The 20,772-nt window shown below is 73.1% G+C and carries 18 protein-coding genes; 9 read left to right on the forward strand and 9 right to left on the reverse strand.

Features of this window, described 5'->3' with window-relative positions:
• Nucleotides 1-28: 28 nt before the first annotated feature.
• Nucleotides 29-1,300: an MFS transporter gene (locus tag ACZ6Q9_RS26985; RefSeq protein WP_396830096.1), complete on the forward strand. Its 1,272-nt coding sequence runs from the start codon at nucleotides 29-31 to the stop codon at nucleotides 1,298-1,300.
• Nucleotides 1,301-1,370: 70 nt separating this feature from the next.
• Here ACZ6Q9_RS26985 and ACZ6Q9_RS26990 read toward each other — a convergent pair whose 3' ends face one another.
• Nucleotides 1,371-3,083 carry a bifunctional metallophosphatase/5'-nucleotidase gene (locus ACZ6Q9_RS26990; protein WP_396830095.1) on the reverse strand — a complete coding sequence of 571 codons (1,713 nt, stop codon included), beginning with the start codon at nucleotides 3,081-3,083 and terminating at the stop codon, nucleotides 1,371-1,373.
• A gap of 310 nt (nucleotides 3,084-3,393) precedes the next feature.
• Between ACZ6Q9_RS26990 and ACZ6Q9_RS26995 the strand changes: the two genes are divergently transcribed.
• Together ACZ6Q9_RS26995 and ACZ6Q9_RS27000 are read left to right on the forward strand one after the other, a co-directional pair.
• Nucleotides 3,394-4,188 (forward strand): alpha/beta fold hydrolase, encoded by a 795-nt coding sequence (locus ACZ6Q9_RS26995; protein ID WP_396830094.1) that lies wholly within the window; start codon nucleotides 3,394-3,396, stop codon nucleotides 4,186-4,188.
• Nucleotides 4,189-4,278: 90 nt separating this feature from the next.
• A complete protein-coding gene (locus tag ACZ6Q9_RS27000; protein WP_393457902.1) occupies nucleotides 4,279-4,908 on the forward strand; it encodes a hypothetical protein in 630 nt (209 codons plus the stop codon).
• A 102-nt stretch (nucleotides 4,909-5,010) separates the two neighbouring features.
• Here the strand turns inward: ACZ6Q9_RS27000 and ACZ6Q9_RS27005 are convergent, their stop codons facing one another.
• Entirely contained in the window at nucleotides 5,011-5,793 is a 783-nt protein-coding gene (locus ACZ6Q9_RS27005; protein ID WP_393457899.1) for a phosphodiesterase, read from the reverse strand.
• A 217-nt stretch (nucleotides 5,794-6,010) separates the two neighbouring features.
• Here ACZ6Q9_RS27005 and ACZ6Q9_RS27010 point away from each other — a divergent pair, with 217 nt between their 5' ends.
• Nucleotides 6,011-7,432 (forward strand): GGDEF domain-containing protein, encoded by a 1,422-nt coding sequence (locus ACZ6Q9_RS27010; protein WP_393457896.1) that lies wholly within the window; start codon nucleotides 6,011-6,013, stop codon nucleotides 7,430-7,432.
• A 160-nt stretch (nucleotides 7,433-7,592) separates the two neighbouring features.
• Here the strand turns inward: ACZ6Q9_RS27010 and ACZ6Q9_RS27015 are convergent, their stop codons facing one another.
• A complete protein-coding gene (locus ACZ6Q9_RS27015; RefSeq protein WP_393268490.1) occupies nucleotides 7,593-8,654 on the reverse strand; it encodes an aspartate-semialdehyde dehydrogenase in 1,062 nt (353 codons plus the stop codon).
• 5 nt (nucleotides 8,655-8,659) lie between these two features.
• Nucleotides 8,660-9,925 (reverse strand): aspartate kinase, encoded by a 1,266-nt coding sequence (locus ACZ6Q9_RS27020; protein WP_357696047.1) that lies wholly within the window; start codon nucleotides 9,923-9,925, stop codon nucleotides 8,660-8,662.
• Between the two features lie 222 nt (nucleotides 9,926-10,147).
• On the opposite strand from ACZ6Q9_RS27020, the gene ACZ6Q9_RS27025 reads away from it, so the two are divergent.
• The 3 genes from ACZ6Q9_RS27025 to leuA all read left to right on the forward strand — a co-directional run bounded on the left by ACZ6Q9_RS27025 (nucleotide 10,148) and on the right by leuA (nucleotide 13,659).
• The gene (locus ACZ6Q9_RS27025; RefSeq protein ID WP_396830093.1) at nucleotides 10,148-11,032 is read left to right on the forward strand and encodes a hypothetical protein; all 885 of its coding nucleotides are present in this window, start codon (nucleotides 10,148-10,150) and stop codon (nucleotides 11,030-11,032) included.
• Nucleotides 11,033-11,117: 85 nt separating this feature from the next.
• Complete coding sequence (locus ACZ6Q9_RS27030) at nucleotides 11,118-11,669, forward strand: nitroreductase family protein (RefSeq protein ID WP_393268493.1); 552 nt, start codon at nucleotides 11,118-11,120, stop codon at nucleotides 11,667-11,669.
• A 238-nt stretch (nucleotides 11,670-11,907) separates the two neighbouring features.
• On the forward strand, nucleotides 11,908-13,659 hold the full coding sequence (gene leuA / locus ACZ6Q9_RS27035; protein WP_393268496.1) for a 2-isopropylmalate synthase: 1,752 nt from the start codon (nucleotides 11,908-11,910) through the stop codon (nucleotides 13,657-13,659).
• A 52-nt stretch (nucleotides 13,660-13,711) separates the two neighbouring features.
• Here leuA and ACZ6Q9_RS27040 read toward each other — a convergent pair whose 3' ends face one another.
• Nucleotides 13,712-15,142, reverse strand: a complete 1,431-nt coding sequence (locus ACZ6Q9_RS27040) for an MFS transporter (RefSeq protein WP_393268498.1) — start codon at nucleotides 15,140-15,142, stop codon at nucleotides 13,712-13,714.
• 108 nt (nucleotides 15,143-15,250) lie between these two features.
• Between ACZ6Q9_RS27040 and ACZ6Q9_RS27045 the strand changes: the two genes are divergently transcribed.
• The gene (locus ACZ6Q9_RS27045) at nucleotides 15,251-15,913 is read left to right on the forward strand and encodes an HNH endonuclease family protein (protein WP_396830092.1); all 663 of its coding nucleotides are present in this window, start codon (nucleotides 15,251-15,253) and stop codon (nucleotides 15,911-15,913) included.
• A complete protein-coding gene (locus tag ACZ6Q9_RS27050) occupies nucleotides 15,895-16,350 on the forward strand; it encodes a hypothetical protein (RefSeq protein WP_396830091.1) in 456 nt (151 codons plus the stop codon). Before ACZ6Q9_RS27045 ends, ACZ6Q9_RS27050 begins: the two co-directional genes overlap by 19 nt.
• 46 nt (nucleotides 16,351-16,396) lie before the next feature.
• Here ACZ6Q9_RS27050 and ACZ6Q9_RS27055 read toward each other — a convergent pair whose 3' ends face one another.
• The 4 genes from ACZ6Q9_RS27055 to ACZ6Q9_RS27070 all read right to left on the reverse strand — a co-directional run bounded on the left by ACZ6Q9_RS27055 (nucleotide 16,397) and on the right by ACZ6Q9_RS27070 (nucleotide 20,728).
• On the reverse strand, nucleotides 16,397-17,500 hold the full coding sequence (locus ACZ6Q9_RS27055; RefSeq protein ID WP_393457878.1) for an ABC transporter ATP-binding protein: 1,104 nt from the start codon (nucleotides 17,498-17,500) through the stop codon (nucleotides 16,397-16,399).
• On the reverse strand, nucleotides 17,497-18,591 hold the full coding sequence (locus ACZ6Q9_RS27060; RefSeq protein ID WP_396830090.1) for an ABC transporter ATP-binding protein: 1,095 nt from the start codon (nucleotides 18,589-18,591) through the stop codon (nucleotides 17,497-17,499). The genes ACZ6Q9_RS27055 and ACZ6Q9_RS27060 overlap by 4 nt, the downstream gene beginning before the upstream one ends.
• A 167-nt stretch (nucleotides 18,592-18,758) precedes the next feature.
• Nucleotides 18,759-19,727 carry an ABC transporter permease gene (locus ACZ6Q9_RS27065; protein ID WP_396830089.1) on the reverse strand — a complete coding sequence of 323 codons (969 nt, stop codon included), beginning with the start codon at nucleotides 19,725-19,727 and terminating at the stop codon, nucleotides 18,759-18,761.
• Entirely contained in the window at nucleotides 19,724-20,728 is a 1,005-nt protein-coding gene (locus ACZ6Q9_RS27070; RefSeq protein ID WP_396830088.1) for an ABC transporter permease, read from the reverse strand. The genes ACZ6Q9_RS27065 and ACZ6Q9_RS27070 overlap by 4 nt, the downstream gene beginning before the upstream one ends.
• Nucleotides 20,729-20,772: the final 44 nt, after the last annotated feature.

Consider the following 20,772-nt stretch of genomic DNA (forward strand, 5'->3'; position numbering starts at 1 on the left):
CGTCGTACCCGGCGCACAGAATCGCGGCATGCTCAGTCGCGCCCTGCCCCGCCGTCCGGAAGCCCGGCGGATCCTCGTCGGCACCCTGCTGTCGGCGGTCGGGCGCGGCCTCACCCTGCCGTTCCTGTTCATCTACCTGACCGACGTCCGCGGCCTCACCGACGCCCGCGCCGGCCTGGTGATCGGCTGGTACGGCGCCGTCACCCTGGCCCTGTCACCGCTCGGCGGCACGCTCATCGACCGCTTCGGCGCGCGTCGGGTCGTCATACCGTGCCTGCTCGTCGAGGCGGTCGGCACCGGCTCGCTGGCGCTGGTCGACTCGACCGCCTCGGCCTTCGTGGTGATCACGCTGATCGCGATCGGCAGCTCGGCCATCTGGTCCGGGCAGAACACCATCCTCGCCTCGCTCACGGACGACGACGAGCGGCAGCGGGTCTACGGGCTGAACTTCGCCCTGCTCAACCTCGGCATCGGCATCGGCGGCCTGATCTCCGGCGCGATCGTCGACACCGCCCGCCCGGTCACCTTCCAGGCGATCTACGTGCTCGACGCGATCAGCTACCTGATGCCCGCGCTGATCCTGCTGAGCCTGCCCCGGGTGGGCCACCGGCTCGCCGCCGGGCCGACCGGGGACCGTCCGTCGGCCGGCGGCTACCTCACCGTGCTGCGGGACCGGCCGTTCCGCCGGCTGGTCGTCTTCGGCCTGGTCCTGACCACCTGCGGGTACGCGCAGATCGAGGTGGGCTTCGCCGCGTACGCCGTGCGGGTGGTGGAGGTGACGCCGCGCGTGGTGGCCTGGGCGTTGGCCGGCAACACGGTGATGATCGTGCTCGCCCAGCTGTTGGTCATCCGCCGGATGGAGGGGCGCAGCCGGACGGGCGGGCTGGCCGTGGTGGGCGCCGTCTTCGCGACCGCCTGGCTGGTCCTCGGCGCCGCCGGCCAGGTCGGCCCGGGCAACGCGCTGCTCGCCGCCCTCGGCGTGGTGGCCTGTTCGGCCATCTTCGGCTTCGGCGAGACGCTGTTGTCGCCGGTGATGCCCGCGCTGACCAACGCGCTCGCCACGGACGAGCTGCGCGGGCGTTACAACGCCATGAGTTCGATGATCTTCGGCATCAGCGGGGTGATCGGCCCGGTGACGGCGGGTCCCCTGATCGGGGCGGCCGACGGCCGGATCTGGGTCGCGGTGGTGGTCGGCGGCTGCCTGGTGGCCTCGCTGCTCGCGCTCTCCCTGCGCCCGCTGCTCACGGCGGTCCAGGACGGCCGCGTGCCGGCCGCCGAGCCGGCCCCCGCCCACGTCTGACCGACCCGGGGCGCAGCGGAGACGGGCCCCGGAGCAGGTGCTCCGGGGCCCGTCGGGTGCGCACGTCGCCTCAGGCGGCGGGGACCTCCGCGGTGGTGCGGATGCGGTCCAGCGCCGGCGCCGAGACCGGGGACTCGGCGGTCAGGTACGCCACGAACGCGTCCAGGTCGATCATCCCGGTGGCCGCGTTCTTGCCGCCGGTGAGGACGCTGAAGCCGTCGCCGCCGCCGGAGAGGAAGTTGTTCACCGTGACCCGGTAGGTGGCACCGGCGTCGACCGCCACGCCGCCGAAGCTGAGGCTGCCCCGGACCACCCGGGTGCCCGCGCACGGGTCCGCCACGGTGCCGGTGGTGCCGGCCGGGTCGACGACGTACCGGACGGTCGACGACGGGTAGAGCGTCCGGCCGGTGACGAACTGCTGCTCCAGCATGCAGTAGAGCTGCGCGCCGGTGAGGTCGAGCGTCACGAGGTTGTTGCCGAACGGCTGCACCGTGAAGGCCTCCTCGTAGGTGACCGGGCCGGCGTCGAGGTCGGCGCGTACACCACCGGGGTTCATGAAGGCGGCGACCGCGCCCTGCTCGTCGTCGGTGGCGGCGAGTTGCGCGTCGGCGATCAGGTTGCCCATCGGGGACTCGCCCAGGGTCGTACCGAAGAGGGTCTCCTGGGTCTTCTTGATCGCCGTGGTGGTCTGGCCGACCTCGCGGCCGGCCACCGGGCCGAGCACGGTCTTGTAGCGGTTGATCAGGTCGGTCTGCGCCGGGTCCCTGTCGACGTCCCGGTTGACCACCACGTTCTCGGCCTTGGCGGTGATGACGTCACCGGTGCGCCGGTCGATGGCGAGGTCGATGTCGGTGACCAGGCGGCCGAACGAGCTGGCGCTGGTGACCAGCTTGCCGTTGATGTCGCAGTTGTACGCCTGGTGGGTGTGGCCGCTGACGACGACGTCGATCGACGGGTCCATCCGGTTGGCGATGTCCACGATGGGGCCGGAGATGCCCTTGCAGTCGTTGATGCCGCCGGTGGCGTCCTGGGTGCCGCCCTCGTGCAGCAGCACGACGATGGTCTCGACGCCCTTGGCACGCAACTCGCGGGCGTACCGGTTGGCGGTCTGCGCCTCGTCGGCGAAGGTCAGGCCGGCGACGCCCTGCGGGCTGACGATCTGCGGGGTGCCCTCCAGCGTCATGCCGATGAAGCCGACCTTGACGCCCTGCACCTTGTGGATGGCGTACGGGGCGAGCAGCGGCTGGCCGGTGGCGGTCCTGAACGCGTTGGCCGACAGGTACTGGAACCCGGCGCCCTCGTACGGGGTGCCGTCGGCGCAGCCGTCGACGGGGTGGCAGCCGCCGTTCTGGATGCGCAGCAGCTCGTCGGCGCCCTCGTCGAACTCGTGGTTGCCGACGCTGGCGTAGTCGAGCCCGGCCAGCGACAGCGCCTCGATGGTCGGCTCGTCGTGGAACGCGGCGGAGAGCAGCGGGGAGGCGCCGATCAGGTCGCCGGCCGCCACGGTGATGGTGTTCTCCTCCTCGACGGCGCGCTTGCGCAGCTCGGCGAGCTGGGTGGCGAGGTATTCGGCCCCGCCGGCGGGCTGCCCGGCGATGGTGCCGTTGGTGGTGCCGGTCGGCGGTTCGAGGTTGCCGTGGAAGTCGTTGAGGGCGAGCAGCTTGACGGCGACCGGCTTCGGGCCGGCGTCCGCCTGGTCGGGGGTGGTCGTGACCGCGCCGAACGCGGTCACGGCGAGCGCGGTCAGGCCGATGGCGGCCCGACGCATCCCGGGGATGGACATGGAACTCCTCGTGAGAAGCCGGCGCGGGCGCCCGGGCGATGGTGACGCCGGTCGGGCCCGCGCCGTCGGCGGCGTTCGGTCGCGGTGGCGGCGGTGGGGGACCGCCGCCGCGTCGGGGACAGCCTCTCATCGCCGGTCGCCGCCGGTCGACCGGGGCGGGCCCCGCAGACCTGGGGATACGTCTCCGACCGGGGGACGTCTGGACGGGCGTTTCCGACATGACCGGCCGGTGATGGCCGGTCGTCGCGGTTGTCGGTGGGCTGGTCTAGAAAGGACCGGACGGACGGCGTACGACGGGAAGGATGATCGGATGAGCGGGAGCCCGGCGGTGGAGACGGTGCGGTCGGCCGACGGCACCCGGATCGCGTACGAGCGCGCGGGCGACGGGCCAGCGATCATCCTGGTCGGCGGCGCCTTCAACGACCGGTCGACCACCCGGGCGCTGGCCGGGGCGCTCGCGCCGGACTTCACCGTCGTCGGCTACGACCGGCGCGGCCGGGGCGACAGCGGCGACACCGCGCCCTACGCGGTCGACCGGGAGATCGAGGACATCGCGGCGCTGGTCGCCGCGGTCGGCGGCACGGCGCACCTCTACGGCGTCTCGTCCGGCGCGATCCTCGCCGCGCTCGCCGCGGCGCACGGGCTGCCGGTCGGCGGGCTCGCCCTGTTCGAGCCGCCGTTCCAGGTCGGCCCGCAGACCGGCCCCCGGCCGGACGTCTCGGCCCGGACGGCCGAGCTGATCGCCGCCGGCGACCGGGCCGGTGCGGTCGAGGCGTTCATGCTCCACGCGGTGGGGCTGCCCGCCGAGGCGGTGGCCGGGATGCGCGGCGAGCCGGTGTGGCCCCACCTGGAGTCGCTGGCGCACACCCTCCCGTACGACACGCTGATCAGCGCCGGCGGCGTGCCGCCGGTCGACCGCCTGGCCACGATCACCGTCCCCACCGTGGTGGTGGACAGCACGGGCAGCCCGCAGTGGTTGCGCGACGGTGCCCGCGCGGCGGCCGAGGCGATTCCGGGTGCCCGCCACGTCAGCCTCGACGGCGGCTACCACGAGGTGCCGGCCGAGGCGCTCGCCCCGGTGCTGCGCGACGTCCTTCTCCGCTGACGCCCGTCCGCCTCACCGACGGCAGCGGGATGCCGGCCGCTATTGACGGCCGCTGATACACCGGAGTGCGTGAGCGCCGGAGGAGGCAGGGTGTCGGAGGAGCAGAAGAACCGGGCCCTCGAGGCGGCCCTGGCGGACGCGGCGGCAATCCGGACGACGATCGAGCGCAAGGCCAACCACAACCAGGCGCTCGTCGGGGCGAACCTGACCGCGGTCGCGGCGGTCGCCGGCTTCGTCCTCTCGGAGAAGGCAGACCTCCGGATGTTCCTGCTCCTGCCGGTGCTCAGCACCGCCCTGGGGCTGAGCGTCGTCTCCCAGTACCGGGACATCCGCATCGCCGGTCACTACCTTGAGCAGGTGTTGCGCCCCGCCATCGCGCGCTACACCGGCGAGCCCAGCCTCTTCGGCTGGGAGGCCTTCTACTGGCGACGCAAGCACGACGGGCACGTGGCGCAGGCGCTCGCCATGGGGGTGATCTTCCCGGGGGTGTCCGCCCTCGCCCTGGCGGTCATGCTCCCCGGCATCCGCACGACCGCCGACAAGCTGGCCTGGGCCGTCGGAGCGGCCATGCTCCTGCTGCTGCTCGGCGCGTGGTCCAACCGGCTCCACGAGATGGTCCGCGCCCGTTGGGCCCGGTTCCGCCGCGCCTCTCCCCGCCGGGCGTCCGACGAAGCGGCCCTGTCCGGCGACGACGGCACCCGCACGCCGACGGCGGCCTGACCAGCCCCGAGGGCCCTGGTCCGCCGAGTTGTCCGGCCCGAGGGAGAGACGGTGCGCCGGCCAGCCCGGCACCCGGTCCGGCCCGGCGGTCAGCGCCCGGGGTCAGAATCCGCAGGTCTTGCCGGCGGCGTGGCTGACCTGCACCAGGTGGGTGACGCAGCCGCCCCGGGCGACCCGGTGCAGCAGGAAGCCGGTCGGCTCGGTGACCCAGCCGATCTGCTCGTCGGCGCTCATGGTGAGCGTGCTCTGCCGCCAGGTGCTGGGCGCGGTGGTGAGCACCGTGCCGGCGAAGGTCACCGTGACCGGGCGGTGGACGTGCCCGGCGACCACCCGGGCGACGTGCGGGTGCCGGGCGATCACCTCGGCCAGCGCGTCCCCGTCGGTCAGCCGGGTGTCGTCGGCGGCGGGGATGCCGACCGGCGCCGGCGGGTGGTGCAGGCAGACCACGGCCGGCACCTCCGGCCGGCCGGCCAGCACCCCGTCCAGCCAGCCGAGCTGGTCCTCGCCGAGGCAGCCGGCGCCGTCGCCGGCCGGCATCAGCGAATCCAGCACCACGATCGTCGCCTCGGGGTGGTCGACGTGGTAGTAGGCCGAGAAACCGCCGCCGAGCCACGGCGTGCCACCGAAGGTGTCGAGGAGCGACTCCCGGTCGTCGTGGTTGCCGGCGACCAGGTGCACCGGCAGCGGGAACCGGCCGATGATCTCGCGCAGCGCGGCGTACTCGTCGGGGCGGCCGTGGTCGACGAGGTCGCCGGTGATGACCACGCACTCCGGCCGGGGGTTCAGCGCCAACACCCGGCCGAGGGCACGGTGCAGGCCGACGGCCGGTTCGGCGGCGAGCACTCCGGTGGTCACGTGCGGATCACTGAGCTGGGCGATGAGCATCCGTGCCTCCACTCGACCGGGACCCTCACGCTATCGCCGCGAGCCCCGCCGCGCGGCCCGCCCGAACCCACAGGCCGTGTCCACAGGCTGTGGATAGCACATGTGTACGAAGGCCGTTGACGATCTTGCTCCCGGGCGGTACGACGCCTCGCTGAGTACCCTTGGTGCGGGCCCGCCCGCCGGCTGGCACCCCTCCCAACCTGGAACGACGTGCCCAGTGGATCACGAGCGAGTCATCCGTGACGTGACGGTCCGCCTCCCCATGGCGTCGACCGCCCTGGAGGCGTGCCAGTGGACCGTCACCGCGCTCGCCCGGTACGCGCCGGCCACCATCTCCGTCCTGCTCCAGGTGCACGACCGGCTCCGCTGCGTCGCGGCGACCGGCTCCTGGCAGGTCTTCTCGACCGTGCCGCCGAAGACCGGGATCGTCGGACGGGTGTACGCCTCCGGCGAGACCGCCGTGGTGCCCGACGTCGCCGACGACCCCGACTACATCCCGGTACACCCCGACGTCACCGCCGAGGTCTGCGTACCGGTGCTGGACCCGGCGGGGCGGCCGATCGGCGTGCTGGACCTCCAGTGGCGCGGGCCGGCCGACCTGGCCCGGTGGGGGGAGACCGCCGAGCGGCTGGCCGCCCGGCTCGGCGCCCGGATCGTGGCTCTCGGCGGGCCGCCCGCCGAGAGCCGCAGCGAGAAGCTGCTCCGGCACGCCACCGCGCTGACTTCCGCGTCGACGGAGTGGGACCTGTTCGCCGCCGCGATCGCCGCGGCCCGGGACGTCTCCACCCTCTCCGCCGCCGTGCTGGTGCTCGCCGGGCCGGAGGGGCCCCGGCTGGGCGCGCCCACGGCCACCCCCGGCGAGTTCGAGTCCCGGATCCGGGCGGAGCTGACCGAGGCGGGCCCCGCCGCGCTGGGCCGGATGATCAGCCGCGCCCACCACCACGGAGTGGGGTACACGCTCGGCGAGGCGGGGCACCCGCCGGTCCCCGACCACCGGCCGCTGTCCCGGGCCGGGGTGCGCACCCTGGTCGCGGTGCCGGTCGGCCCACCCGGCGACGGCGGGGTGCTGCTGGTCGCCGACGAGCGGCTGGTGCGCCCCGACCCGACCACCGTCAACCTGCTGGAGCTGCTCGCCGGCCAGGCATGGAGCTGCCTGGACCGGCTGCGTACCGTCGCCCGGCTGCGCGAGCAGGCCAACTCCGACCCGCTGACCGGGCTGCGCCACACCGGCCCGTTCGGCCGACGCATCGCCGTGGCCACCCCCGGTCGTACGGCCCTGCTGGCGATCGACGTGGACGGCTTCAAGAGCGTCAACGACACGTACGGCCACCAGGCCGGTGACCGGGTGCTGGTCCGGCTGGCCCGGGCCCTGGAGGGGGCGCTGCGGCACGGCGACGAGCTGTACCGGATCGGCGGCGACGAGTTCGTGGCGGTGATCGAGGTGAACCGCCCCGACGAGGCCGTCCGGATCGCCGAGCGTCTCACCGAGGCGGCGCGGCAGATCGGCCGCACGATCAGCGTGGGGGTGGCCCTGCCCCGCCCCGGCGAGCCCCCCGAACTTACCCTGCGCCGCGCCGACCAGGCGCTCTACGCGGTGAAGCGACACGGCCGCGACGGCGTCCGCCTGGCCGCCGCCTAACCCACCCCGCACCCGCACCCGCACCCGCACCCGCACCCGCGATCTTGCACTTTGTGCCGTCGTTATGCACCTCTAACCCCTTTTGTCGGGGCCAAAAGTGCAAGATCGCGGAGGGTCAGCGGCGGTGGGAGGGGGCGGTGAGGGTCAGGGGGGCAGGGGGTTAGCGGGGGGTTAGTTCCTTGGCGAGGAGTTCGGCGATCTGGGCGGTGTTGAGGGCCGCGCCCTTGCGCAGGTTGTCGCCGGTGACGAAGAAGTCGAGGGCGCGCGGGTCGTCGACGGCGCGGCGGATCCGGCCCACCCAGGACGGGTCGGTGCCGACCGCGTCGATCGGCATCGGGAACTCGCCGTCGCCCGGGTCGTCGACCAGGATCACCCCGGGGGCGTTGCGCAGCACCTCGCGGGCGCCCTCGGCGTCCACCTCGGTGGCGAAGACCGCGTGCACCGCGACGGAGTGGCCGGTCACCACCGGCACCCGTACGCAGGTGGCCGAGACCTTGAGGTCGGGCAGCCCGAGGATCTTGCGCGACTCGTTGCGCAGCTTCATCTCCTCGGACGACCAGCCCGCCTCGGCCAGCGAGCCCGCCCAGGGCACCACGTTGAGCGCCAGCGGCGCCGGGAACGGGCCCAACTCGTCGCCGACCGCCTGGCGTACGTCGCCGGGGCGCGAGCCGAGGGCCCGGTCACCGGCGATCTTGGTGAGCTGGGTGTGCAGGGTGTCCACGCCGGCCTGACCGGCGCCGGAGACCGCCTGGTAGGAGGCGAGCACCAGCTCGCGCAGCCCGTACTCGCGGTGCAGCGGGGCGACCGCGACGATCATCGCGAGGGTGGTGCAGTTGGCGTTGGCGATGATCCCCTTCGGCCGGTTGCGTACCTGCTCGGGGTTGATCTCCGGCACCACCAGCGGGACGTCGCGGTCCATCCGGAAGGCGCCGGAGTTGTCCACCGCGACGGCGCCCCGGCTCACCGCGACCGGGGCCCACCGCGCGGAGACGTCGTCCGGCACGTCGAACATCGCCACGTCGACGCCGTCGAACGCCTCCGGGGTCAGTGCCCGGACGGTCAGCTCCTCGCCCCGGCAGCGCACCCGCCGCCCGGCCGAGCGCTCGGAGGCGAGCAGCCGGATCTCTCCCCAGACGTTCTTCCGCCCGGTGAGCAGCTCGCACATCACGGTGCCGACGGCACCGGTCGCTCCGACCACGGCCAGGGTGGGCAGCGACGGCACGGGGGCTACCGTCCCGTCCCCGCGTAGACGACGGCCTCGGTGTCGCCGCCGAGGTCGAACGCCTCGTGGATGGCGCGTACGGCGGCGTCCAGGTCGGTGTCGCGGCAGACCACGGAGACCCGGATCTCCGAGGTGGAGATCATCTCGATGTTCACGCCGGCCGCGCCGAGGGCGGCGAAGAAGCCGGCCGCGACGCCGGGGTGCGAGCGCATGCCCGCCCCGATCAGCGACACCTTGCCGACGTGGTCGTCGTAGAGCAGGCCCTTGAACTTGACCGACTCCTGGATCTTGCTGAGCGCGGCCATGGCCGTCGGGCCGTCGGTCTTGGGCAGGGTGAAGGAGATGTCCGTGCGCCCGGTGCCCTCGGTGGAGACGTTCTGCACGATCATGTCGATGTTGATCTCGGCACCGGCCACGGTGTCGAAGATCCGCGCGGCGGCGCCCGGCTCGTCGGGCACCCCCACGATCGTGATCTTGGCTTCGCTGCGGTCGTGGGCGACCCCGGTGATCAGTGCTTGCTCCACAGGAAGGTCCTCCATCGATCCGGTGACCATCGTGCCGGTGTTGGTCGAGTATGACGAACGGACGTGGATCGGCAAGCCCGCCCGGCGGGCGTACTCCACGCTGCGCAGGTGCAGGACCTTGGCGCCGCAGGCGGCCAGCTCCAGCATCTCCTCGTAGGTGATCTGCTTGATGTGCCGCGCGTCGGGGACGATCCGCGGGTCGGCGCTGAAGATGCCGTCGACGTCGGTGTAGATCTCGCAGACGTCCGCGTGCAGGGCGGCGGCCAGCGCCACGGCGGTGGTGTCGGAACCGCCCCGGCCCAGCGTCGTGACGTCCTTGGTGTCCTGGGAGACGCCCTGGAAGCCGGCCACGATCACCACCGCGCCCTCGTCGAGCGCGCCCTTGAGCCGGCCCGGCGTGACGTCGATGATCCGCGCCCGCCCGTGCACCGACGTGGTGATCACGCCGGCCTGCGAACCGGTGAACGAGCGGGCCTCGTACCCCAGGTTGTGGATGGCCATGGCGAGCAGCGCCATGGAGATCCGCTCCCCGGCCGTGAGCAGCATGTCCAGCTCGCGGCCCGGCGGCAGCGGGCTGACCTGGTTGGCCAGGTCGAGCAGCTCGTCGGTGGTGTCCCCCATGGCGGAGACCACCACCACCACGTCGTCGCCGGCCTTGCGCGCGGCGACGATGCGCTCGGCCACGCGCTTGATCCGCTCGGCGTTGGCGACGGAGGACCCGCCGTACTTCTGCACCACGAGTGCCACGACGGTGCACTCCCTCCCAGCGACGACCCTGAGCGTGCCGACGCCGCCGGTCGGGGCCGGCGGCGCGTGTCAGACGCCTTCAGGGTATCGGTCGACCGGCTCGGTCGGGTCAGGTGATCCCACGATCCGGCCCGGCCGACGCGGGGGCGTGGCGCGCGACACGCCGGGCGGACGGGGCGGCAGGGGTCCCCGCGCGGCGTTCCCGGGCCGCAGAATGACCCGGTGCACGCCCACCTGAGTCCGGCCGGCCCCCACGGGCGCGATCGCCAGTCCGCCCGGGCCGGGAAGGCCGCCGCCGAGGAGGCCCGGGCCCCCGTCGCCGGCCTCCGCACGCCGGCGCGGCCGGCCCGACGCCTCGCCGGCCCGCTCGCGCTCGCCCTGCCGGCGCTCCTCGTCGCCTGCACCGCCGACGAGCCGGTCACGCCACCGCCCGCCACATCGGCGCCCGTCCCGGCGGGAATGGACGCGGCGCGCGACGCGCTGGCCGCGCTGGCCGCGGCGGCGCAGGACCGGCACCTGGTCGCCGGCTACACGCTGCGCAGCCCGGACGCCCCGGACCGCACGATCATGGTGACCAGCGCGAACGACGGCACCTGGCGGGTCGACGTCCCGGGCGGGGCGCTCGGCGGCACCGCGGACGTCTCGCTCGCCGCCACCGCCGACGGGCTGTTCCAGTGCGCCCTGCCGTCCGCCGCGCGGCCCGAGCCGGCGAACTGCGTACGCCTCGGCGACCGGGACGACGCGGTGCCCCGCCGGCTGGACCCCCGGGTGCAGCACCCGTTCACCGACTGGCTGGACGTGCTGACCGACCGGCGGGCCCCGCTCGCCGTGTCACCCGCCCAGCCCCTGCCCGGGGCGTCGGGTACGTGCTACTCGGTGGAGACCACCTCGGCCTCGATCAACGCCCCGCTGGACGTGGGCATCTACTGCTACGGCCCCGACGGCACGCCCACCGCGGTGCGCACGGCGTTCGGCACGCTCACCCTGGCCGGGCCGCCCGGGCCGGCCCCGGCGACCGTGCAGCTCGCCGGTCCCGTGGTGGACGGCGAGCCGCTCGGCACGGCGGCGCCGGAGCCGACCAACAGCCCGAGCGCGGGAACGCTCTGACCCAGCCGCACGTTACGGGTGCTTTTCGCCACATTCGGACATACCACCCTTAGCTTCCGAACCGCCCGTACGGGACACTCGTCGCATGGTCGACCTCACCCCGCTGCTCGCGTTCCGCTGGAGCCCCCGGTCCTTCGACCCGACGGCGGAGCTGGCCGCCGACCACGCGTCGGCGCTGATCGAGGCGGCCCGCTGGGCGCCCTCGGCCGGCAACGTCCAGCCGTGGCGGTTCGTCCTCGGGCACCGCGACGACGAGACGTTCAAGCGGATCCTGGTGAACCTGCCGGAGCCGGACCAGCGGTGGGCCCAGCGCGCCTCCGCCCTGCTGCTGGGCACCCACCTGACCGGGGCCGCCGGGCACCTCTACGACCTGGGTCAGGCCATCGCCCACCTCACCGTGCAGGCCACGGCGCTCGGCCTGCACGTGCGCCAGCTGCGCGGCCTGGACCGCGCCGGCCTGGCCGCCGACCTCGACCTGCCGGACGGCGTACGGCCGCACGTGGTGGTGGCCGTCGGGCAGCTCGGCGACCCGCTCAGCCTGCCCGCCGACCTGCTCGGATCGGAGACCGGCCTGCGTCGCCGCCTCCCCCTGGCCGAGATCGTGCTGACCAGCGGGAATGCGAAGTACGTCTCATAGTCCGGACCGTCCTTCCCGCGACTCGTCCCACCACGTAGGGTTACCTGGTCATGTGGCGGGCGTACCTCCTCCTTGGTCGCCGCGACGAGGCCTGAAGGCCGGCACCTCGTCGCGGAGTCGAACCGCGCCGTCCAGCACATCCGAACTTCCCATCGGCACCGCCCGGGCACCGTCGCCCCGGCACCTGGCCGACACCTTCCGATTGCTGACGCCACATGTTCAAGGGGAGCACTTCGTCATGGCTCAACCCGTCACCGACGCGGAGACCGATCCGTTCGCCCGGCAGCGCCCCAGCGGGATGCCGTACCACCGCTACCAGCCCTACCAGCAGCAGTTCCGCATCGACCTGCCGGACCGCACCTGGCCGACCCGACACGTCGAGACCGCGCCGCGCTGGTGCGCGGTGGACCTGCGCGACGGCAACCAGGCGCTCATCGACCCGATGTCGCCGGAGCGCAAGCGGCGGATGTTCCAGCTCCTGGTGCAGATGGGCTACAAGGAGATCGAGGTCGGCTTCCCCTCGGCCAGCCAGACCGACTACGACTTCGTCCGGCAGTTGATCGAGCAGGACCTGATCCCGTCCGACGTCACCATCCAGGTGCTCACCCAGTGCCGGGAGCACCTGATCGACCGCACCTTCGAGTCGCTGCGCGGCGCGCGGCGCGCGATCGTGCACTTCTACAACTCGACCTCCACGCTCCAGCGCCGGGTGGTCTTCGGGCTGGACCGCGACGGCATCGCGGACATCGCCACCCAGGGCGCGCGGCTCTGCCAGAAGTACGCGGAGATCCACACCCCGGACACCGACATCCACTACGAGTACTCGCCGGAGTCGTACACCGGCACGGAGCTGGAGTACGCGCTGGAGGTCTGCGCCAAGGTCATCGAGGTGGTCGACCCGACGCCGGACCGGAAGCTGATCGTCAACCTGCCCGCCACCGTCGAGATGGCGATGCCGAACGTCTACGCCGACTCGATCGAGTGGATGCACCGGCACCTGCCCCGGCGGGACAGCCTGGTGCTGAGCCTGCACCCGCACAACGACCGGGGCACCGGCGTGGCCGCCGCCGAGCTGGGCCTGCTGGCCGGCGCGGACCGGGTCGAGGGCTGCCTGTTCGGCAACGGCGAGCGCACCGGCAACGTCGACCTGGTGACGCTGGGCCTGAACCTGTTCTCCCAGGGCATCGACCCGATGATCGACTTCTCGCACATCGACGAGGTGAAGCGGGCCGTCGAGTACTGCAACCAGCTCCCGGTGCACGAGCGCCACCCGTACGCGGGCGACCTGGTCTACACCGCCTTCTCCGGCTCCCACCAGGACGCGATCAAGAAGGGCTTCGACGCCCTGACCGCGGACGCGGCGGCGGCCGGGGTGCCCGTCGACAACTTCACCTGGGCGGTGCCCTACCTGCCGGTCGACCCGAAGGACCTGGGCCGCACCTACGAGGCGGTCATCCGGGTCAACTCGCAGTCCGGCAAGGGCGGCGTCGCGTACATCATGAAGAGCGAGCACCAGCTCGACCTGCCGCGCCGGCTCCAGATCGAGTTCTCCGGCGTGGTCCAGCAGGTCACCGACCACGACGGCGGCGAGGTCGACCCGGGCACGATGTGGGAGATCTTCGCGGGGCACTACCTGCTCGACCACCAGGCCGACCCGGCGCTCACCCTGGACGGCTACGCCATCGGCACCCCCGAGGGCAAGGTCGAGATCGAGGCCCGCGTCGGCCTGGGCGGCGAGGCCCACTCGCTGACCGCGGTCGGCAACGGCCCGATCGACGCGTACGTCAACGCGCTCCAGTCGGTGGGCGTGGCGGTGCGAGTGCTCGACTACCACGAGCACGCGCTCTCCTCCGGCGGGGACGCGCAGGCCGCCGCGTACGTGGAGTGCGAGGTCGACGGTCGTACGGTCTGGGGCGTAGGCACCGACGCCAACATCGTCACCGCCTCGATCAAGGCCGTGACGAGCGCCGTCAACCGCGCCCGCGCCTGAGGTGTAAGGAAGGGCACCCTGTTAACGCCTGGTGCATAGCAGGGGGCCCTTCCTAACGCCGCGGGCGGTGGATGAGCAGGGCGGCCAACGCCGCGCCGGCCAGCAGCAGGCCGGCGCACCAGAGCATCGCGTCCCGGTAGGCGCCGGTCAGCTCGCCCGCCTGCTCGTAGCCGGTGCCGGAGAGCCCGACCAGCAGCGGGAGCGCGGCCACCGCCAGCAGGCCGCCGGCCCGGGACGCGGCGTTGTTGAAGCCGCTCGCCACGCCGGCGAACCGGTCGTCGACCGCCGCCAGCACCGACGCGGTCAGCGGCGCCACCACCAGCGTCAGCCCGACCCCGAAGAGCCCCACCCCGGGCAGCACGTCCCGCCAGTACGACGCGTCCGGGCCGACGCCCCGCAGCAGCACCAGCCCGGCGGCGGCGACCACCGGCCCGACGGTCAGCGGCAGCCGGGGACCGATCCGCGCCGACAGCGCGCCTGCCCGCGCCGAGCCGACCAGCAGCAGCACCGTCATCGGCAGCAACGCGACCCCGGTGAGCAGCGCCGACCAGCCGACCACGTTCTGCAGGTAGACGGCGAGGAAGAAGGTGAAGCCGCCGAGCGCCGCGTAGACCAGCACGGTGAAGACGTTCAGCACGGAGAAGAGTTGGCTGCTGAACAGCCCGGTGGGCAGCATCGCGGTGTCGCCCCGGCGCCGCTCGACGAGCACGAAGGCCACCGCGCCGGCCACCCCGAGCAGCGCCGCGACCAGCACCGGCGCCGAGTCGAAGCCGCGCGCCGGGGCGTCGATCAGCGCGTACGTGATGCCGGCCAGGGCGAGCGCGCCGAGCAGCGCGCCGGCCACGTCGAAGCGGCGGCGCCGGCCGGCCGCCCGGGTACGGGAGGTGGCCTCGTCCCGGCTCTCCGGCACCCAGCGCAGCGCGGCGAGCACCACCAGCACGGCCAACGGCAGGTTGAGGAAGAAGATCCACCGCCAGGAGAGCGCGTCGATCAGCCAGCCGCCGATGAACGGGCCGAGCGCGGTGGAGACGCCGGACAGCCCCGACCAGGCGCCGATCGCCCGCCCCCGGTCGTCGGGGTGGAAGCTGGCCTGGAGCACCGACAGCGAACCCGGGGTCAGCAGCGCGCCGCCGGCGCCCTGGAGGAAGCGGGCCGCGATCAGCCACTCCGTGCCCTGGGCCAGGCCGCAGAGCAGCGAGGCGGCGGTGAACCAGACCACCCCGAGCAGGAATACCCGCCGCCGGCCGAAGCGGTCGCCGAGCGCGCCGCCGAGCAGGACGAAGGCGGCGAGCATCAACAGGTATCCATTGACCGTCCACTGGAGACCGGCGACGGTGGCCTCGAGTTCCGCGCCGAGCCGGGGCAGCGCCACATTGACCACCGTGGCGTCCAGAAAGACCATGCCGGAGGCGAGGACGGCGGCGAGCAGGGTGCCCCGACCGTGGGCGGTGCCCAGCCGGAGCGCGGGCGGAGAGTCGGTCATCGCCTCCAATCTTCCCCGCACCATATGAGAGACGCCACGAAACGCCGAAACCATGCCCGGGTACTGTGCGGGATCGCCGGGAGCCCGCAAGCTGGAGAGGTGTCGTCTGTGCGTACCAGATCAGGACCGCGCGTCGCGGTGACGGCCGCGCTGGCCGCGGCGCTGGCGCTCGGCGCGGCCGGCTGCGTCCCCGTCGACGAGCCGGACACCCCGCCGAGCAGCAGCAGCGGCGGCAACGCCGCGCAGAAGCTGGCCCAGCTCAGCGTCGCCGGCGCGGGGTCGATGAAGGGCTACAGCCGGGAGCGTTTCCCGCACTGGCGGGACACCGGCAAGAACTGCGACGTGCGGGACAGCGTGCTGAAGCGCGACGGGGAGGACATCGAGCTCTCCGGCTGCAACGTGGTCGGCGGCCGGTGGGAGAGCGTGTACGACGACCGCGCCCTGACCAATCCGTCCGACGTGGACATCGACCACATGGTGCCGCTGGCGAACGCGTGGCGCTCCGGCGCCGACGAGTGGGACGACGCCAAGCGCGGCGACTTCGCCAACGACATGGACCGACCGCAGCTCATCGCGGTTTCCAAGAACTCCAACCGGGCAAAGGGTGATCAGGACCCGTCCCAGTGGAAACCGGCGAACCGGTCGTTCTGGTGCCAGTACGCCGAGAACTGGGTGACGGTCAAGCACCACTGGCGGCTCACGGTGACCACCGCCGAGAAGGCCGCCCTGACCGACATGCTGGAGGGCTGCACATGGGCGAACAAGCCGTGACCGGGGCCGGGGCGACCCCCGCTCCCGAGCGGATGCCGGACTCCGGCGGGGAGGACGCGGCCGCGGCCGCCGGCAGCGCGCCCGCGGGGCCGACCACGGCCGGCATGACGGCGGACGGGACGGCCGCCACGCAGACCGCGGTGCCGGGGGCGGGCATGGCCGCCGACGCCGGCGGCGCGTCGGCCGCCGCCCAGGAACGCACCGCCGACCTCGTGCCCGGCCCGGGCGGGGTGATGACCGACGAGGTCGGCGTGGTCACCGGCGAGCTGACCCTGCGCACCGGCTACGCCGACGGCCAGGTCACGCTGTCGGTGCAGTACAAGGACGCCGACGAGTGGTACACGGTCACCGGTGGCAGGGTCGCGCTGGCTGATCCGGCCGGGTTGGACGCGGTGCACGGCATCGCCGTCGCCCTGCTGCACCGCCCCGAGGGCTGACCACCGGCCGGACGCGGCCCCTCGGCGGGACCGCGTCCGCCGCAGGTCAGACGTACGAGCCGGGCTCGCTGGGGGCGGAGACGGCGTGCGGCTCCTCGCCCTCGCCCATCGGGCGGGTGATCTGCACGCTGACCTTGTGCGGGCGCAGCTCGCCGCTGGCGATCCGCTCCGCGAAGTGGCAGGCGACCCGGCTCCCGCCGATCTCCCGCAGCACCGGCCGCTCGTCGGCGCAGCGGGTCGGCTGCGCCCACGGGCAGCGGGTGTGGAACCGGCAGCCCGCCGGCGGGTTGGCCGGCGAGGGCAGGTCGCCGGCGAGCAGGATGCGCTCCCGCCGGTCCTCCACGTCCGGGTCCGGCACCGGCACCGCCGACATCAGCGCCCGCGTGTAGGGGTGCAGCGGCTCCGTGTAGAGCCGGTCGCTCGGCGCCTCCTCGACCAGCGCGCCGAGGTACATCACGCCGACCGTGTCGGAGATGTGCCGCACCACGGCGAGGTCGTGCGCGATCACCAGGTAGGTCAGGCCGAGGCTGTCCTGGAGCTCGTCGAGCAGGTTCACCACCTGGGCCTGGATCGACACGTCGAGCGCGGAGACCGGCTCGTCGGCGACGATCAGGTCGGGCCCGAGCACCAGCGCCCGGGCGATGCCGATGCGCTGCCGCTGGCCGCCCGAGAACTCGTGCGGGTAGCGGGAGAGCGCCCAGCGGGGCAGGCCGACCTTGTCCAGCGTCTCGCTGATGATCCGCCGCCGCTCGTCGCGGTTGCCGCCGATGCCGTGGGTCTGCAACCCCTCGGTGAGGATCGACTCGACGTTCTGCCGGGGGTCCAGGCTCGACATCGGATCCTGGAAGATCATCTGCATCCGGCGGCGCATCGCCCGCAGCTTGCCCGCCGGCAGCTTCGTCAGTTCGACGCCGTCGAAGGCGACCTCGCCGCCGGTGGGCGGGGTGAGCTGGAGCAGCGCCCGGCCGAGCGTCGACTTGCCGCACCCGGACTCGCCCACCAGGCCGTACGTCCGGCCGCGCGCGATGCGCAGGTCGACCCCGTCGACCGCCTTCACGTGCCCGACCGTCCGGTCGAGGATCACTCCCCGCCGGATCGGGAAGTGCACCTTCAGGTCGCGGACCTCGACGAGGATGTCGCTCTCGGTCACGGCTTCTCCTCCTCGCGCGGGGCGGGCACCGGGCCCGCGGTCGCCTCCGCCGCCGGAGCGTCCACCGCCGGTGCTTCCGCCGCCCGGGTGGTGGCGGCCCGCGGGGGCACGGTGCCGGGCAGCGGCGCCGGGTTGACGCAACGGTAGCTGCGCCCGTCGTGGGCGTGCACCAGCGCGGGCGGCTCCCCCACGCACTCGTCGACCCGCCGGGCGCAACGCGGCGCGAAGGCGCAGCCGTCCGGCCAGGGCAGCACGTCGCGGACCGAGCCGGGGATCGGGTTCAGTCGCTCCCCGCGCCCGGCGTCCAGGCGGGGCACCGAGCCGAGCAACCCCACGGTGTACGGGTGCCGGGGCTCGCGGAACAGCGGACGACGGCGGGCCGTCTCCACCACCCTGCCGGCGTAGAGCACGTTGATGGTGTCGCACATGCCGGCCACCACGCCCAGGTCGTGCGTGATCATGACGAGCGCGGTGCCGGAGTCGCGGACCAACTCCTTGAGCAGCTCCAGGATCTGCGCCTGGATGGTGACGTCCAGCGCCGTGGTCGGCTCGTCGGCGATCAGCAGCCGGGGCTTGCAGGCCACCGCCATCGCGATGAGGGCGCGCTGCCGCATGCCGCCGGAGAGCTGGTGCGGGTATTCCTTCAACCGCCGCTTCGGGTCGGGGATGCCGACCCGGTCCAGCAGCGTCGCCGCCTCCTTCTCGGCCGCCGCGCCCTTCATTCCCCGGTGCCGCGCGAGCACCTCGGTCACCTGCAACCCGATCGGGATGACCGGGTTCAGGGAGGACAGCGGGTCCTGGAAGATCATCGCGACGTCCCGGCCGCGGATGTCCCGCCGGGACCGGTCGTCGAGCTGGAGCAGGTCGGTGCCGTCGAAGACCGCCTTGCCGCCGACGCGCAGGCCCGGCTGCTTGGGCAGCAGGCCCATGATCGCCAGCGAGGTCACGCTCTTGCCACAGCCGGACTCACCGACCAGGCCGACCACCTCGCCGGCGTCGACGGAGAACGAGACACCGTCCACGGCGTGCACGGTGCGCTGACCGCGCCGGGCGAAGGTGACGGCGAGGTCGTCCACTTCGAGCAGGGACATTACCGACCCTCCGTCCGCGACTGCGGGGCTCGCAACTCTTCACACAGCCGACGTACCGTTCGCGACTGCGGGGCTCGCAAGCTCACTCCTCGCGCTTCACACAGCCGACCTTCCGTTCGCGACTGCGGGGCTCGCAAGCTCACTCCTCGCGCTTCACACATGAGCACCTACTTCCGCAGCTTCGGGTCGAGGGCCTCGCGCATCGCCTCACCGAGCAGGGTGAAGCCGAGCGCGGTGATGATGATCGCGACCGCCGGGTAGATCGCCAGCCCCGGCCGGATGCCCAGGTACGGCTGCGCGTCGGCGAGCATCACGCCCCACTCCGGCACGGCCGTGTCGGGGTTGCCGAGGCCGAGGAAGGAGAGCGCGGCGGCCTCGATGATCGCGGTGGCCAGGGTCAGCGTGGCCTGCACGATCACCGGGGCGAGCGAGTTCGGCACCACGTGGGTGATCGCGATCTTCGACTTCTTCACGCCCAGCGAGGTGGCCGCCAGCACGTAGTCGCTGTTGGCCTGGGAGATCATCGAGCCGCGCAGCAGCCGGGCGAAGACCGGCACGGAGACCACGCCGACCGCGATCATCACGGTGATCAGGCTCGCCCCGAGCAGGGCGGCGATGCTCACCGCCAGCAGGAGGCTGGGCAGCGCCAGCATCATGTCGATGACCCGCATGAGCGCGGTGTCGACGGCCCGGCCCCACCGGCCGCCCAGCCCGGCCGCCGCGCCGGCGACCCCACCGATCAGGGCACCGACCGCCAGACCGATCAGCGTGGAGACCACGCCGACGAGCAGGGTCTGCCGGGCGCCGACGATCATCCGGCTGAACACGTCGCGGCCCTGGTGGTCGTAGCCGAGCCAGTGGTCGCCGGAGGAGCCGGGGATGAGGCCCTGGCCCGACTTGACCACGCCCTCGCGGATGCCGATCGCGTCGGTCGGCCCGTACGGGACGAAGAACGGCCCGACGACCGCAACCAGGACGAAGAGCACCAGGATGACCGCGCCGATGATCGCCGCGGGGTTGCGCCGCAGCCGACGGAACGCCTCCTGCCAGAGGCTGACGCCGCGCTCGTCGTCCCGGGCGGCCAGCTCGGAGAGCCGGTCGATCTTTTCCTTCTTCTTGCCGGTGGTGATCGTCATCGGACCCTCACCCTCGGGTCGATCAGGCTGTAGGAGAGGTCGACCAGGAGGTTCACCAGCACGTACACCACCGCGATGATCATGATGAAGCCCATCAGCACCGGGTAGTCCCGCTGGCCGATGGCCTCGTAGATGAACGCCCCGATGCCGCTGAAGGCGAAGACGGTCTCGGTCAGCACCGCGCCGGAGAGCAGGCCGCCGGTGAGCAGGCCGATCGAGGTGACCACCGGCAGCATCGCGTTGCGCAGCACGTGCCGGCGGCGGACGGTCGACTCGGTGAGGCCCTTCGCCTCGGCGGTGCGGACGAAGTCCTCGTTGAGCACCTCCAGCACGCTGGCCCGGGTGATCCGGACGATGATCGCGAGCGGGATGCTGGCCAGCGCGACGCCCGGCAGCACGAGGTGCCAGATCGCGTCGGCGGCGGCGTCCCACTCCCGCGTCATCAGGCCGTCGAGGACGAAGAAGTTGGTGATCCGGGTGGCGCCGAGCGTCGGGTCCTGCCGGCCGCTGGACGGGAACCAGCCGAGGTTCTCCGAGAAGATCGCCTTCAGCACGTAGGCCAGGAAGAAGACGGGGATGCAGATGCCGATCAGCGAGCCGCCGACCGAGAGGTGGTCGAGCATCCGGCCGCGACGGCGGGCAGCCAGGTAGCCGAGCGGAATGCCGAGCCCGATCGCGATCACCAGCGCCATGACGGTCAGCTCGACGGTGCCCGGGAAACGCTCCAGGAACTCCGTGGTGACCGCGCGCTTGGTGGAGGTCGAGGTGCCGAGGTCGAGGCGGAGCAGCCGCCGCACGAAACGGCCGTACTGCACCAGGATCGGCTCGTCGAGGCCCATGTTGCGCCGGATCGCGGCACGCATCTCGGGCGTTCCGCGCTCGCCGAGGATGGCGGTCTCGGGGCCGCCGGGCAGTCGACGGAGCCAGATGAAGAGCAGGAGGGAGAGCCCGAACAGCGTGGGTATCAGCTGTAGCAGGCGTCTGACGATGAACCGGAACACGGCGGCCTCGAAGGGGGTACGGAGGGCCGCGGGCGGACGCTGTC

It is taken from the genome of Micromonospora sp. NPDC049139, from assembly GCF_055586845.1.